15 protein-coding genes are annotated in these 15,073 nt (G+C 61.8%); 6 read left to right on the forward strand and 9 right to left on the reverse strand.

Annotated elements, in window-relative coordinates; all coding sequences use genetic code 11:
• Positions 1-151: 151 nt before the first annotated feature.
• The 6 genes from ACNA0I_RS21765 to gpmA all read right to left on the reverse strand — a co-directional run bounded on the left by ACNA0I_RS21765 (position 152) and on the right by gpmA (position 7,154).
• Positions 152-1,564, reverse strand: coding sequence for an FAD-binding oxidoreductase (locus ACNA0I_RS21765; protein ID WP_415808117.1), 1,413 nt, complete (start codon positions 1,562-1,564; stop codon positions 152-154).
• 46 nt (positions 1,565-1,610) lie between these two features.
• The gene (locus ACNA0I_RS21770; RefSeq protein ID WP_415808118.1) at positions 1,611-2,390 is read right to left on the reverse strand and encodes a FadR/GntR family transcriptional regulator; all 780 of its coding nucleotides are present in this window, start codon (positions 2,388-2,390) and stop codon (positions 1,611-1,613) included.
• A 109-nt stretch (positions 2,391-2,499) separates the two neighbouring features.
• Positions 2,500-3,273 carry a HesA/MoeB/ThiF family protein gene (locus ACNA0I_RS21775; RefSeq protein ID WP_415808119.1) on the reverse strand — a complete coding sequence of 258 codons (774 nt, stop codon included), beginning with the start codon at positions 3,271-3,273 and terminating at the stop codon, positions 2,500-2,502.
• Positions 3,270-4,715, reverse strand: a complete 1,446-nt coding sequence (locus tag ACNA0I_RS21780; protein ID WP_415808120.1) for a S41 family peptidase — start codon at positions 4,713-4,715, stop codon at positions 3,270-3,272. The genes ACNA0I_RS21775 and ACNA0I_RS21780 overlap by 4 nt, the downstream gene beginning before the upstream one ends.
• A gap of 27 nt (positions 4,716-4,742) precedes the next feature.
• The gene (locus ACNA0I_RS21785) at positions 4,743-6,398 is read right to left on the reverse strand and encodes a murein hydrolase activator EnvC family protein (RefSeq protein ID WP_415808121.1); all 1,656 of its coding nucleotides are present in this window, start codon (positions 6,396-6,398) and stop codon (positions 4,743-4,745) included.
• A 3-nt stretch (positions 6,399-6,401) separates the two neighbouring features.
• A complete protein-coding gene (gene gpmA, locus ACNA0I_RS21790) occupies positions 6,402-7,154 on the reverse strand; it encodes a 2,3-diphosphoglycerate-dependent phosphoglycerate mutase (RefSeq protein ID WP_415808176.1) in 753 nt (250 codons plus the stop codon).
• Between the two features lie 226 nt (positions 7,155-7,380).
• Here gpmA and ACNA0I_RS21795 point away from each other — a divergent pair, with 226 nt between their 5' ends.
• The 5 genes from ACNA0I_RS21795 to ACNA0I_RS21815 all read left to right on the forward strand — a co-directional run bounded on the left by ACNA0I_RS21795 (position 7,381) and on the right by ACNA0I_RS21815 (position 10,913).
• Positions 7,381-7,803, forward strand: a complete 423-nt coding sequence (locus tag ACNA0I_RS21795; RefSeq protein WP_415808122.1) for a rhodanese-like domain-containing protein — start codon at positions 7,381-7,383, stop codon at positions 7,801-7,803.
• Positions 7,804-7,817: 14 nt separating this feature from the next.
• Positions 7,818-8,075 carry a glutaredoxin 3 gene (gene grxC / locus ACNA0I_RS21800; RefSeq protein ID WP_094824231.1) on the forward strand — a complete coding sequence of 86 codons (258 nt, stop codon included), beginning with the start codon at positions 7,818-7,820 and terminating at the stop codon, positions 8,073-8,075.
• A 56-nt stretch (positions 8,076-8,131) separates the two neighbouring features.
• Complete coding sequence (gene secB / locus ACNA0I_RS21805) at positions 8,132-8,659, forward strand: protein-export chaperone SecB (protein ID WP_415808123.1); 528 nt, start codon at positions 8,132-8,134, stop codon at positions 8,657-8,659.
• A gap of 18 nt (positions 8,660-8,677) precedes the next feature.
• Positions 8,678-9,718, forward strand: coding sequence for an NAD(P)H-dependent glycerol-3-phosphate dehydrogenase (locus ACNA0I_RS21810; RefSeq protein WP_415808124.1), 1,041 nt, complete (start codon positions 8,678-8,680; stop codon positions 9,716-9,718).
• A 199-nt stretch (positions 9,719-9,917) separates the two neighbouring features.
• Positions 9,918-10,913, forward strand: coding sequence for a Bug family tripartite tricarboxylate transporter substrate binding protein (locus ACNA0I_RS21815; protein ID WP_415808125.1), 996 nt, complete (start codon positions 9,918-9,920; stop codon positions 10,911-10,913).
• Positions 10,914-11,034: 121 nt separating this feature from the next.
• Here the strand turns inward: ACNA0I_RS21815 and ACNA0I_RS21820 are convergent, their stop codons facing one another.
• Positions 11,035-11,505, reverse strand: a complete 471-nt coding sequence (locus tag ACNA0I_RS21820; protein ID WP_415808126.1) for a tRNA (cytidine(34)-2'-O)-methyltransferase — start codon at positions 11,503-11,505, stop codon at positions 11,035-11,037.
• Positions 11,506-11,610: 105 nt separating this feature from the next.
• Entirely contained in the window at positions 11,611-12,204 is a 594-nt protein-coding gene (locus ACNA0I_RS21825) for a ComF family protein (RefSeq protein ID WP_415808127.1), read from the reverse strand.
• A 312-nt stretch (positions 12,205-12,516) separates the two neighbouring features.
• Here ACNA0I_RS21825 and ACNA0I_RS21830 point away from each other — a divergent pair, with 312 nt between their 5' ends.
• Positions 12,517-13,449 (forward strand): methyltransferase domain-containing protein, encoded by a 933-nt coding sequence (locus ACNA0I_RS21830; RefSeq protein WP_415808128.1) that lies wholly within the window; start codon positions 12,517-12,519, stop codon positions 13,447-13,449.
• Between the two features lie 113 nt (positions 13,450-13,562).
• Here the strand turns inward: ACNA0I_RS21830 and ACNA0I_RS21835 are convergent, their stop codons facing one another.
• Positions 13,563-14,813, reverse strand: a complete 1,251-nt coding sequence (locus ACNA0I_RS21835) for a YbdK family carboxylate-amine ligase (RefSeq protein ID WP_415808129.1) — start codon at positions 14,811-14,813, stop codon at positions 13,563-13,565.
• Between the last annotated feature and the right edge of the window lie 260 nt (positions 14,814-15,073).

The following is a 15,073-nucleotide window of genomic DNA, read 5'->3' on the forward strand; positions in this document are numbered from 1 at the left end:
GGCGTCCGACCGACCACGCGNNGCCCCCACACGCTTACCGCCCCGCCACGACGTCAATAGAACCACACCCTCCAAACAACCACATCCGGCGCTCAACAAAGACGCCCCACAAAACACCGTCAATTCCGCATGACGCACAACCACATTCAGCCTACAGCAACTTCCCAGGATTCAAAATCCCCGCAGGATCAAAAACCCGTTTGATCTCACGCATCAACCGCAGCTCCAACGGATCTTTGCTATGCAGGAAATGATCGCGCTTGAGTTGACCGATGCCGTGTTCAGCACTGATGCTGCCGCCATAGCGATTCACTTCATCCAGCACGATATCTGTCACCGCATCGCCCTGCTGAGCCGCCCACTCACGCGGAGCACCCGCCGGACGCGAGAGGTTGTAGTGCAGATTGCCGTCGCCGAAATGCCCGAAGATAAACGGCCGAATATCCGGATAAGCCGCACGGACACGCTGCTCGGCAGTCTGCATGAACGCCGGAATCTGTTCGATCGGCAACGAAATATCGTGCTTGAGATGGGGCCCATCGGCACGCTGGGCCTCGGAGATTTCTTCGCGTAATTTCCACAGCGCCTGCAATTGCGCCAACGAGGTCGAGACAGCAGCATCCAGACATAACTCGCGTTCCAACGCAGCGCCCATCACGTTTTCCAACAGCGCATTCAGTGCCTCCTCATCGGCCGTGTCAGCCAACTCCATCAACACATAGCCGGGATAACGCTGTGCAAAAGGCTCTTGCACGCCTTGAGCATGCGTCAACACCAAGTCAACACAATCACCCGTGAAAAACTCGTAGGCCTGCAGACGCGGGCCACATTGCTCGTTGACCAGCTCAGCCAATTGCAGGGCCTGTTCAGGAGATTGCACTGCCGCCAGCACCACGGAACGCACACTATTGCGAGGAAACAAGCGTAATGCCACAGCGGTGATCACACCGAGCGTGCCCTCAGCGCCGATCAACAATTGCTTGAGGTCATAACCCGTATTGTCCTTACGCAGCGTACGCAGGCCATGAAAGATCTCGCCTGTCGGCAACACCGCCTCGATACCCAAGACCAGCTCACGCGTCATGCCATAGCGTACGACGTTGACGCCACCTGCGTTGGTCGAGACGTTTCCGCCGATCTGGCAAGAATCCTCTGCGGCCAAGCTGAGAGGCAGCATGCGGTTCACATCCTCGGCAGCACGGCGCAGATTACCCAGAATGCATCCCGCCTCAGCCACCATCGTATTGGCGATCGTATCGATCGAACGCACGGCATTCATGCGATCCAGCGAGAGCACCACATTGGCGGGCGCCTGGTCCGGCGTCGCACCTCCGCACAGACCGGTATTGCCACCGCGCGGCACAACAGGTACGCCGGCCTGTTGGCATAACGCGAGGCATCGCGCGACCTCTTCAGTGGTACGTGGACGTACGACGGCCTGGGCCTGCCCGTTATAAAGGCCACGCCAATCTGACAGCCACGGTGCGATGTCATCGGCTGCGGTCAATACCGTATCGGGGCCCAGGGCTTGAACCAGGCGCTGCGCAAAATCGGAAGTAGTCATAAGTGTTCAGGCAGAAGATGCAGAAATCGAAGAATCGAAAAATGAGCTAGGTTGTCCGCACGGTTTTCGTAATGCGCGCGCCCAGGTCGGCAGGCGTCATTGCAGCCGGCACCAACGCGCCATCAACAGCCGAAAAGTCCAACTGCAAACGCGCGGCGGCGCGCTGCAAATGCCGCACGGCAGTCTGCCGGGCAGCGACGGCGTCGCGGGCCGCAATAGCCTCGTATACGTCGACGTGCTCTTGGTGCACGTCGACAATACGTTCAGATTGATGCTGCAATGTATTGTCGCGTGCCATGCGTACCGCCTCGCGCACTTGCAGATTCAGATACTGCAGCAGTTGCTGGTAATAAGCGTTATGCGTGGCCACCGCAATCGCCGCGTGAAAAGCGATGTCTTGCTCGACAGCCTGTTCGGGATGATGCAGATGGCTTTGCAGATGTTCTAGACAACGGGCCATCTCCGCCAGATCGGCATCCGTGCGACGCATCGCGGCCAAGGCCGCAGCGCCGCCCTCGAGCTCCATACGCAGTTCGTAGACGCTGGCCAGCTCGTCGCGGCGGAGCGATGAACGGCCAGGCACTTGAAAGCCCCGGCTGACTGTGCGCGATATCACCGTACAGCCCGCACCCTGGCGGCTTTCGACCAGCCCCTGAGCGCGCAGCCGCTCGGTCGCCTCGCGAATCACCGCAGCACTGACCCCGTACAGCTGCGCGAGCGCCTTGCCCGTGGGCAACTTGGCCCCTACGGGGTAAACGCCTGCGGCAATGTCGGCCGACAGTTGGCCGGCGACCTGCTCAGTGAGAGTGGTGGATTTGGTCAGCATGTGACCATTGTAGATTATTTATCAGGTTATATGAAAACTTTTAAGCCATTCAGCCCGACACCGAGAATGACTACAAGGAGCCGCCAGGAAAACCGTATCTAGGGACCGCTCAAGCCGCGTTCTGAACATTAGCGTCGCGGTGCCCGCAGACCGCGCATTCAGGATCACGGTGCACGTTGACGCTGCGCCATTGCATGGTACGCACGTCCAACCACAGCAATCGGCCCGACAGGCTCTCGCCGATGCCAGCCAATAGCTTGAGGGCCTCCGCCGCCTGCATGGCGCCTATGATGCCCACGAGCGGGGCGAAAACCCCAGTCGTCGCACAATTCACGGCCTCGACGTCATCGGCCTCGGGAAACAGGCAGTGATAGCACGGCGCATCATCGCGACGCAGATCGTACACGCTGACCTGGCCATCGAAACGGATTGCCGCCCCGGACACCAGCGGTTTGCGATGATGCACACAGGCACGATTGATCGCGTGCCGTGTACTGAAGTTGTCGGTGCAGTCCAGCACCAGATCCACAGCCGCGACGGCCTCATCCAGAGCCAGGCCGTCCAGGCGCTCAACGCGCGCGGTCACATGCGTCTCGGGATTGAAGGCCGCCAGCGTATCGCGGCCCGATTCGGCTTTAGGCCGCCCGACGCTCGCCTCGCCGTGCAGAATCTGGCGCTGCAGATTGCTCAGCTCGACGATATCGTCATCCGCCAGGGTGATGTCGCCTACCCCCGCCGTCGTCAAATACAAGGCCGCGGGAGAGCCGAGCCCGCCCGCGCCCACCACCAGCACTCGAGCCGCCAGGAATTTTTCCTGGCCCTCGATGCCCAGCTCATCTAGCAAGATATGCCGGGCGTAACGCAATAACTGCTGGTCGTTCATTTGTTCTTGGCGGGTTGCACTCCAGACGGCGTGATCGTCAGGCGCTCTGTGTCGCCATTGACGGCAGGTTTGGCGTTGGCCTGTGCCTGTGCGCGGGCCGAGCCTTTTTGTACGGGCTTGCCTGCCAATACATTTTGCGCCTGCTGCAGTTGGAAGTCGTCTTTGCCGCCGAACTCGAATACCTTGCCGACCGGCGTAGACTCGTCCGCGCCCGGCAGAGATTTGATTTCGTCGCTCTGGTTATTCGACAAATGCCGCTGCAGATCGGCCTCGCGCGGCAGGCGGAACAAGTCGCCATCCGCGGTATCGGCCACGACATAATCAGGCTCGATGCCGGTTGCCTGGATGGAGCGCCCTTTGGGCGTGAAATAACGAGAGGTCGTAAGCTTGACGCCCGTGTCCTGGCTGAGCGGCAGAATGATCTGCACCGAGCCCTTGCCGAACGTACGGTTGCCCAGCACCTTGGCGCGCTTGTAGTCTTGCAGCGCGCCCGCCACGATTTCCGACGCCGAGGCCGAACCGACGTTCACCAGCACGACCATCGGCACAGTCTTGACCCAGCCGGGCAGATCCGACAGATAGTTGCCCTCGCCACGCGCATACTCCGCGGGCGTCGCCAGATATTTATGCTTGGAATCCGGCGTACGGCCGTCGGTGGATACCACGAGCACATCGGGCGGCAGGAACGCGGCCGCTACACCAATCGCACTGGTCAGCAGTCCGCCCGGATCGTTACGCAGATCCAGCACCAGGCCCTTGGGCGCGCCTTTTGCGCCCATGTCTTTCAGGTGACGCGCGAGATCGGCGCCGGTTTTTTCCTGGAATTGCGCGATACGGATATAACCCACGCCACCGTCGAGCATCTTGCTGCGCACGCTGCGCACCTTGATGATGTCGCGAATGATCTTCACAACAATAGGCTGCGGATTATCAGCCCGCACCAAAGTCAGCGTGATAGGCGTTTTCGGCGCACCGCGCATGAGCTTGACGGCGTCATTCAAGGTCATGCCTTTGGTGGGCGTATCGTCGATCTTGATGATCAGATCGCCAGCCATCACGCCAGCCCGCGCGGCTGGGGTGTCTTCGATGGGCGAGATGACTTTGACGAAACCGTCTTCTGCGCCGACTTCGATGCCGAGACCACCAAACTCGCCTTGCGTGGTGCTCTGCATTTCTTTAAATGCGTCCGCATCCAGATAGGCGGAATGGGGGTCCAGATTGGACACCATGCCCGAGATGGCGTTATCAATCAGCGTCTTGTCGTCGACCGCCTCGACGTAGTTGTTTTTGATGGCGGCAAACACATTGCTGAGCTGCCGAAGCTCGTCCAGCGGCAGAGGACTGCCTCGCTGCGCCAGTGCTGTCACACCTACGCTGAGCAGAACGCCCGCCACCACACCAGTAGCCATCAAACCTAAACCGCGAAACTTGCGAGTGCCCATGCACACTTCCTGATTTTGAGCCGGAGGTTATAAGGCCAACCACTGGGCCGGATCCACCGGGGTGCCTCGATATCGAATCTCAAAGTATAGGCCCGATTCCACCTGCCCGCCGGTGGAGCCTACCGTAGCGATGGCCTCGCCGGCCGCTACGGTGTCCCCAACCTGCTTGAGCAAACTCTGGTTGTAGGCATATACCGTCATATATTGCTTGCCATGATCAACAATGATCAAGTTGCCGAAACCCCGCAGCCAACTCGCGTAAACGACCGTGCCGGGGGCGACGACCTTGACCGGGGTGCCTGCAGCCGTACGCAGCACGATGCCCCGCCACACGCCGCCATCGGGACGATCCACCCCGAAACGACCCTGTACCGTACCACGGACAGGCGCCGTCAATCCGTGGCGCAGACCATTTGCCGTACTAGGCGGCGGCGCGGCGCGGCGCGCAGTTTGTTGCGTAGACGCCTCATCGCCGTCGGCTTCGTCGTCCGTCTGACGATTCGAGGGCGGTGACGCCGGAGCAGCCGCGCGTGCCGGAGGCTCTGCTCGCGGGGCCGGTTGTGGCTGACTCACTCTCACATCACCTTGGGTCGCCGGGCTCAACGCATCCCAATCGCCCAGTGCCACCGCGCCGCGTTGACGCTCGCTGGCAGCACGCTCGCGTTCGCGAGCGGCCTCGACCTGTTCACGTGCTCGCGCCGCATCACGCGCCGCTTCATCGCGCTTGGCTTGAGCGGCAGCCCGGACCTGCTCTGTTTTGGCCGCTTGCTCGGCTTTTGCCGCCTCGGCGGCGCGAGCCATGGCGGCCTGGCGTTCGGCCTCGGCCTTGGCGCGAGCGGCCTCGGCTTTGACTCGTGCCTCCTCGGCCAGACGCGCCTCTTGCGCACGGCGGACGGCCTCGGCGCGCTGCCGGGCCTCTTCGGCGCGACGCGCGGCCTCGGCCTGCTCGGCGATGGCTTTTTCCAGATCGACGATCAGCATCGACAGGCGGCTGTCATCACGCCCCAATTTGCGTGCCTCAGCGCGTTGCGCAGCGATCTGCCCTTCCAATTGGGCCAACAACGTTGCACGCTCGGACTGCTGTTTGACCAACTCAGCCTTTTGCTCAGAGGTTTCAGCGACCGTGCGTTGAATCTCTGCACGACGCGCGTCTGCCTGTCCCTGCAGTTCGGCCAAACGATCCAGATCACGCCGCAGTGCCTGTACCGTTTCCGCCCGGTCGCGCGAAACATAGCCCAAATAACTCAGATTGCGGCCTAGTTGCTGCGGATCATCGCCCGACAGTAACGCGGTCCACGGAGATAGGCCGCTGGTGTACTGGGTGCGTAATTGATCGCCCAATTCGGTACGTTTGCGCTGCAACGCTTGCTGTTGCGCAGCGATCTGTTTTTCAAGACCAGCCAAGTCGGCCTCGGCCCGGTCATTGTCAGCAGCCAGATCGCGCAACCGGCGGTTGATGCGCGAAATCGCCGATTCTGACGCTTTTAGCGCGTCGGCGGCTTCGCTGCGTGCGGCTTCTCGATCCTCGAGCGATTTCTGCAGGGTATCGATACGCTCACGCAGCTCGGCTTGCTGCCGCTCGGCATCGGACTGGCGGTCTGCCAGGTCCGACGACGCCGCAACACCGGGCCATGGCGTCGCCGCCACAGCCACCGTCAACAGCAAACCTGCCACAAACCGCATGAATCAGTCCTTTTTCGCCTTGCCTTGGGCGGCAACCGCGGCCATCGCGGCTTCGATTTCCGCTGCATCGCCCAGATAATAATGGCGGATCGGGCGCAGGTCTGCATCCAACTCGTAAACGAGGGGCTGACCAGTAGGAATATTCAGGCTCACGATGTCGTCATCAGAAATATTATCCAGGTGCTTGATCAAGGCACGCAGGCTGTTGCCGTGGGCCGCCACCAGCACTCGGCGGCCGGCGCGGATCGCCGGTGCGATGGAATCATTCCAGAACGGCAACACGCGGGCGACGGTGTCTTGCAGGCATTCGGTCGCGGGCAACTGATCAGCCGGGATTTTGGCATACCGACCGTCAAAACGAGGATGACGCTTGTCGTCCAGCGCCAGGGGCTCGGGGGCGATCGCGTAGGCACGGCGCCAGATCAAGACTTGCTCATCGCCGTATTTGGCGGCGGTTTCGGCCTTGTTCAAGCCTTGCAGGTTACCGTAGTGGCGTTCGTTCAGGCGCCAGCTGATTCCCACGGGGGTGTACATCGCATCCATGGCGTCCAGTGCGATCCAGAGCGTGCGGATCGCGCGCTTGAGCACCGAGGTGTAGGCCAGATCAAATTCGTAGCCCTCTTTTTTGAGCAGCTCACCTGCCTTGCGGGCCTGTTCGCGGCCGGTGTCGGTCAGATCGACATCGGTCCATCCCGTGAAGCGGTTTTCCAGATTCCATTGGCTTTCGCCGTGACGCATCAGAACGAGTTTGTACATGGTTTTGGGCCGCCCGAGGGCTGGCTTGAAGTTGACGAATGCGCTCATTTTATAATTGAGCGATTTTGCTCCTGGTTTTTCCCGGCAACTCTGGGTTTCTTACCGTAAGCGGCAGGCATTTCGACCTGACCGCAGTTAACCCAGTATGATGCGGGTCCGAATCAGGCCGCCGTGTCCAGACGAGCGATGCGTATTGTGCAAGCTTGTCCCCCTTTCAGGAACCTCTGTGGATCTTCTGCAATTCTTGGTAGCTAAAGAAAACATCTTCATCGTCGCCGTGGTGCTGGTGTCGGGCATCATGCTCGCCGTCCCGGCGCTGCGCAAGGGCCGAGGCGGCAATGGCCTCAGCACCGCCGAAGCCATTCAATTGATCAACCAGCGCCAAGGCGTCTGGGTGGATGTTCGGCCGACCGAGCAATTCCGCGCGGGCCACATCGCCCAGGCACGTAGCTTGCCGGCCGCCGAAGTCGAGCAAAAAGCCAGCGCCCTGCCTAAAAACAAGCCGCTGTTGCTGGTTTGCGAGACCGGCCGCGACTCAAATCGCATCGCCGCCCGCCTGCGCACACAGGGTTTTGCCGAAGTGTCCGTGCTCGAAGGCGGCATGCGTGCCTGGTCCTCGGCCGGCCTGCCCGTCACTCAGAAACCCTGATCTGGAGCCCCGGCATGAATAAAGTTGTCATGTACTCAAAGGATTATTGTCCCTATTGCGCGCGCGCCAAGGCGCTTTTGACCGAGCGTGGCGTCACCGATCTGGACATCATCCGCATTGATCAAGATCCGGCCCAGCGCGACGTCATGATTGAACGCACAGGCCGTCGCACCGTGCCGCAGATCTTTATCGGCGACAAACACGTTGGCGGCTGCGACGACCTGATCGCGCTGGACCGCTCAGGCGGCTTGTTGCCACTGCTCAACGGCTGACGGTCCGCCGCGCCGCCCGCTTTTTATTTTTGCCCACCTACAACCCGGAAATTCTCATGGCTGAACAGGATCAAAACAACCAGCAGGCAGGCGGCGAATCGCCTGCGTTCAATCTGCAACGCGTCTACCTGAAAGACCTGTCGCTGGAAATGCCCAATGCGCCTCACGTGTTCCTGGAACAAGAGCAGCCGCAGGTCGAAGTCAGCATCAACGTCGGCGGCCAGCGCCTGGCCGAATCGATTTTCGAATCCACCGTGACGGCCACCGTGACGACCCGCGTCAATGACAAGGTCTTGTACCTGGTCGAAGGCACGCAAGCCGGCATTTTCGAATTGGCCAATATTCCTGCCGAACAGATGGACCCGCTGTTGGGCATCGTTTGCCCCACCATGCTGTATCCGTATCTGCGCGCCAACATTGCCGATGCCATCACCCGCACTTCGCTGCCGGCACTGCATCTGGCCGAAGTCAATTTCCAGGCGCTGTACGAGCAACGCCTGGCTGAGTTGGCCCAGCAACAGGAAGGCAACACCAACGGCGCAGACTCGGGCATCATCCTGCCGCCCGGCGCGACTCGCCAGTAATCGACTGCGTTCGCACGTATGACCCAAGCGCCCGCTCCTTTGAACATTGCCGTTCTCGGCGCGGGCAGCTGGGGCACGGCGCTGGCTGCTGCGGCCAGCCGCCGCCATCGCACGATGCTGTGGGCACGAGATGCCGCGCAGGCCGATGCGATGGCAAAATCCCACGAGAACACACGCTATCTGCCAGACGTCGCGCTGCCCAACACCCTGGGCATCACCAGTGATCTGACAGAGGCCCTCGCGCCTTTGTCCGCTGCGCCGTCGCAGACCTTGATCATTCTGGGCGTGCCTGTCGCGGGCCTGGATGCGATTTGCCGTGACTTGGCAACCCGCTTGCCCGCATTGGGCTTGGCGCACACCCCCGTGGTCTGGACTTGTAAAGGCTTCGAAGCCGACACGGCTCGCCTGCCGCATGAGATCGTGGCCGAAGCCTTGAGCGATACGAGCATCCCCGGCGGCGTCCTGTCCGGCCCCTCGTTCGCGCGCGAGGTCGCGCAAGGTCTGCCAGTTGCCCTCACCATCGCCAGCGAACACGAGAGTGTGCGCACCGCCACGACCACCGCCCTGCATGGCGGCGCCGTACGCGTCTACGCCAGCACCGACGTTGCAGGTGTGGAGGTCGGCGGCGCCTTGAAAAATGTGATCGCGGTGGCCTGCGGTATTTCCGATGGCCTGGCCCTGGGCACCAATGCCCGCGCGGCGCTGATCACGCGCGGGCTGGCGGAAATGAGCCGTTTTGGTGTCGCGCTGGGCGCTCAGGCCGAAACCTTTGCCGGCCTGACCGGCCTGGGAGACCTGGTCCTGACCGCCACCGGCGAGCTATCGCGCAACCGCCGTGTCGGCCTGGAAATCGGCGCCGGGCGTAAATTGACCGATATTCTGGCCAGCGGCATCACCGCAGAGGGCGTACGCTGCGCGCGCGCAGCGCTGCAACGCGCTCGCACACTGGGTGTGGAATTGCCCATTACCGAGGCGGTCTGCGCCGTACTGTTCGAGGGCGTCGCCCCGGTGACCGCGGTATCCGCGCTCCTGGCACGCGAGGCGCGACTGGAAATTTAGCTCAGGCGTGATTCGATGCATGGTCAGCACAGCGTCAACATGCATCGACCGTCCTGACACACATAAATTTTTGACGTCAGCGCCGATCTGATCCTCGTGCACTCCAGGCCCCCTGATCCCCCTACCGCCGCGCCAACATATCCCTCACAATACGCCCCACAAAACCATATCAACATCGAGACAAGCCATCGAGTTCACCATGTCATTTGCCCGCCCATTTCGCGCAGGCGCTCTGCTGCGCTGCCTGCCCCTGCTACTGACTGCCGCCCTGCTCCCCACAACTGCCATGGCCGATTGGCCTGAGCGGCCCATCCACATGGTGGTGCCCTTTCCGCCGGGCTCATCGCCGGACCTGCTGGCGCGGACCATTTCCGAGCCGCTGTCACAGGCACTGGGCCAGCCCGTCGTCATCGACAATAAACCCGGCGCGGGCGGCAACATCGGTACCCGCATGGTCGCCAAGGCCACGCCCGATGGCTATACCTTGGTCTACACCATCAACGGCCCGATGGTCACCGCCCCCGAGCTGTACAAGAAAACCCTCGGCTACGACCCGCTCAAAGACCTGCAGCCCATCACACTGGTCGCCACCAGCCCCAATGTGCTGACGGTCCCGGGAACATTACCCGTCGCGAATGTCGCGGATTTCGTCAAACTGGCGCGCGAGCGCAAGGGCGCGTTGAACTACGGTTCCGTCGGCCCCGGCAGCTCTGCGCATCTGGCCATGGAAATGTTCAAAAGCGAGGCAAACATCGACCTCGTGCACATTCCCTATTCGGGCTTTCCGCAGATCATCAGTGCCATCATCGCCGGTGATGTCCAGGCTGGATTCATGGTGCCTGCCATCGCGATGCCGCAAGTCCAAAGCGGCAAAGTCAAAGCCCTGGCCATCACCAGCCTGCAGCCCAGTGAGTCCCTGGCAGGTGTTCCCACCATGGACAAACAGGGCTATCCGGGCTTTGAAGCCATCTCGTGGAACGCCATCTTCGCCCCCGCCGGCACGCCGGCTCCGATTGTGGAACGCCTGAACAAGGAGTTGGCGCAGATCATCAACAGCGACGCGGTGCGTAAACAACTGACGCAGCAATATTTCACGCCTGCCCCTTCCACGCCGGCCGAGTTGACCGATCGCATTCAAAAAGATCAAACGCGCTGGAATGCGGTGATCAAGCGGCTGGGATTATCGCTGGATTGAAGGGCCAGTCACGAAGGCGAAGCACTACGATAATGGCACACCCGGCACATGGTGACCCCATCGTGCCGCCGACCATCCCCACATGGCGCGATCCCGGACCACGTACGACATCGCGCTGAGGCTACGATCCGCCTGCGTAGCCGTTCTGCCGCCATGCCTCGTACACCGTAATCGCCACCGCGTTGGACAGGTTCAGACTACGCTGCCCCTCGCGCATAGGCAAACGGATCTGTTGCGACGACGCAAACATGGCCATGTGCTCGGCAGACAGCCCAGCCGTCTCGCGGCCAAACACAAAGACATCGCCCGGCACGAATGCCACCTCTGACACGTTATGCGTTGCGCGCGTGGTCATGGCATAGCAGTGATCGGGCTGCGCACCCGTGGCGGCCAGCGCCTGCGCCAGCGTGTCATGGACCTGCACAGGCTGCCACTCGTGATAATCCAGCCCCGCGCGCCGCAGGCGCGTGTCGTCCAGCTCAAATCCCAGCGGCCGCACCAAGTGCAGTTGCGCCCCGGTATTGGCGCACAACCGAATGACGTTACCGGTATTGGGGGGAATCTCAGGGCAAACGAGTACGACGTGAAACATGAATATCATCCTGGCGCACCAGCACACGCGGCACGCGAAGACGCTATTTTGCCAGGGAGCTCGTCTACGCTGCGAAAATTGCGGAAAACCAGCCGCCACAACGCACTAGGCATGGCGATCCCGCACCGGCGTGCGTGCCGCCACCAGCACCGCGACGTCCGCGGCCCCGGCGTGGAGCAGCGCATGTGCCGCAGCATTGACCGTACTGCCCGTCGTCATCACGTCATCGACCAGCCCGATAGACAAGCCCTGAACAGGCGCGATGCAGGCGAATAACCCTTGAGCCCCTCGCTGGCGCGCCAGACGGCCGCTGAATGCCTGACGCGGGCCCTCGCGCAGACGGCGCAAGACCCCGCGCCGAACAGGTAATTGCAGACAAGCCCCCAAGCTCGCGGCCAACTCGGCGGCGGGATTGAAGCCTCGCCGACGCAGTGAGGCGCCGCTGGAGGGAATCGGGATCAAGACCGTATTCGCCTTTAATGCGTACGACCCGCTTCCCTGCCCCTGCTCTGCAAGGCAAAGCGCCGATCCCGGCCCAGTCCGGGCTATCCCGCCGGCGCGTGCCACAGCCTGGGCCAGCAGTTGCGCCAGGGCCGTACTCAGCCCGAACCGATGCTCCGCCTTGTAACGGCCGATCAAGCTGTCGAACGGCGGCTCATAATCGAACGCAGCGATGGCTTGCGTAAAAACCGGGCGCATATCGGTGCAGCCCTGGCAGGCCTGCCCGCCGAACATCATGCGCTGCGCACAGCGCGTGCATCGGTATCCCCCCATTCGCATCGTGTGCGTAATATCATCGCGACAACCGGCACATAGCCCGCCCCCAGCCGCCCGACCCTCACATAGAGGACAATTCGTCGCCACCTGCGACAACATCTGCCGGGTAACACCCCTCAGGCGGAAGAGAAAATGCGAATCGGCCATAATGGATAGCATTCGGGCTCATGCAAGTCGCAAGGGCTGCTATCACACCATGCTTTTCCTGCGCTGCCACGCAGCAGCGCGACATTCATGTCACACCCCACACCTGCCACCCCTCCGACCTTGCCGCTGGACCCCGTGCACGTCGCACGACAGTTTTCACGCCGCGGCGACTTGGCCGACGCACAATTTCTCTATGGCGAAGTCGCCCGCCGCATGCTGGGCCGCCTGCAATACATTCGCCTGCAACCCGAGGCCCTGCTCGATGCCGGCTGCGGGGCCGGGGACAATGTGCCTCTGCTGCGGGAACGTTATCCCGATGCCGCCTACCAGGGCCTGGACATCAGCGAAACGCTGCTCGCCCATGCGCGTGAGCGCTATGCCGCAGCAGGCGTGGGCCATTGGCTCGGGAAACTGATCGGCCGTGGCCAGAACGGCCCGCGTTTCCTGTGCGCCGATCTCGCCGACACAGGCCTGCCACCGGAATCACTGGATTTAGTCTGGTCCAATCTGGCCATGCATTGGCACCCGGCGCCGCATGCCGTGCTCGCCGAGTGGCGCCGCATACTGAAGGTGGGCGGACTGGCGATGTTTTCCTGTCTCGGCCCTGCGACCCTGCGCGAGCTGCGTCAAGCGCTGGACGATGCCGGCCTGCGCACCGCAACGCCCTCGTTTGTGGACATGCATGACTTCGGAGACCTATTGGTCGAGAACGGTTTTTCCGACCCCGTGATGGATCAGGAAACCCTGACGCTCACTTATCGCACCCCCGAACGCCTGCTGCAAGACGTGCGCGCGCTGGGCGGCAACCCTGCGAACGGCCGCCGCAAAGGGCTGGTGGGACGCGATTGGCTGGCTCGCCTGCGCGCGGCATTGGAAACCCAGCGCAACGCCGAAGGCGTCATCCCTTTGACGATTGAAGTGTCCTATGGCCACGCCTGGCGCGCAGCCGCGCGCCGCAGTGCGCCGGGCGAAACCCACCTGTCGATCAGCGCCATCGGCGGCCGCCGCGCGGGCAGCTGACGCACACCCGGGGGCATCTCGGATGGCCCCTCATCGTCGGACTTTCGCCGCAGCAGGGCTTACACAGCCCCGCTGCTGAATGGCTCAGTTCCGGAACAGCTCTGCCGGCTCACTCAATGCAGGCGATCCGAACCCCAGCCGGAGGTCCGCCCGGCCTCAGGAGTCGCCAGCGCCTGAACGCCGCCGTGCATGGGCTCTGACGTGGCACGGATGCGGCGTCGAGGGGTCGCCTCGGCCACCACAGCCGTATCACGCTCGCCGCGCCACACCCGAGTCATCGACTCGACCACGGCCGGCAAATCGCGCACGCGGTGGAACTGCCCGCGCAGCCAGCGCGCGTCATTGCCGTTGCGGACCGCTTCCTCTTGCAGCATGGCCAGCATGTCGCGCGTCCCCAACTCGTCCGCAATAGGCATCAGACGGTGGAATAACGCGCGCAAGTGGTCAATCAAGCGCAGCCGCTGTCCGTCCGGCGTCACATAACTGCCCTGCAGGCCAAAACGGCAGGCTTGGAAATGGTTGCTGCGATAGGCCAGCCAGGCCGTAGAGGCCGGCTGCGGTTCGCGCGAGACCAATACCGCCAGCGCTTGAGCAAAAGCCGCCAGCTGGCAAGCGCGTTCGACCGTCAGCGGCGTATCGCACACGCGGATTTCGACGGTACCGAACTCCGGCTTGGGCCGGATATCCCAGTACAGATCCTTGATGCTCTCGGCCAGGCCGCTCTGACGCAGCTGCGCCATGTGCGCCTCGAATTGATACCAGTCCATGACTTCCGCCGGTAAATGACCGGCCAGCGGGAAGCTGTTGACCGCATTGAGGCGGCAGCACGAAAACAGCGTATCCACCCCTTCGTAATAGGGCGAGGAGGCCGACAGCGCGATGAAATGCGGAATATAGGGCGACAGACTGTGCACCATCCGCACCGCCGCATCGCCAGAGGGCACGCCCAGATGAATATGCTGGCCAAAGACCGTGAATTGGCGGGCCAGGTACCCATACATTTCCGCCAGATACTGAAACCGTGGCGAATCAGAGATAGCGCGCTCTTGCCAGCGCATAAAGGGATGAGCTCCCCCACCTGCTACCGAAACACCCACGGCATCGGCTGCCTCGCAAAGGACGTCGCGCATTTCGCGCATCTCGGCCAACAGGCCCATGGGGTGTTCATGCACCGAAGAATTCAACTCAATCATCGAGCGGGTGATTTCGGGTTTGACCCGGTCCGCAATAGGATGATTGGCCATCTGAACCAACAACTCGTCAGCCGCTGCAGCCAGATCAAAACTACGTGGATTGATCAGTTGCAACTCCAACTCAATGCCGAGCGTGTTTGGGGCGGACGAGACGAACGGGATCTGTTCCATCTCCGACTCCTTTATGTATGTTGGTAGGGACGCACCATTCGGCCTTGAAGCCCGGCGACCTCCCGGGGGGCACTAGACGGTGTCTTATGGCTTCATGATAGCCGCAACTTTGTGCCAAGAAGAATCAAAATCGTGACATTTACGCGCAACTTCAAGAATCAATGCGTTTTTGTCTGTGACAGTAAAGTGAGTAAATGCTCACAGACTAGGAATGGCGCGGCTGTCAGCGTGATGCATCCCGAAAGGTCGCTAAAAATGGG

The sequence above is a fragment of the Bordetella muralis genome (assembly GCF_965139205.1).
GTDB lineage: Bacteria > Pseudomonadota > Gammaproteobacteria > Burkholderiales > Burkholderiaceae_B > Bordetella_A > Bordetella_A muralis.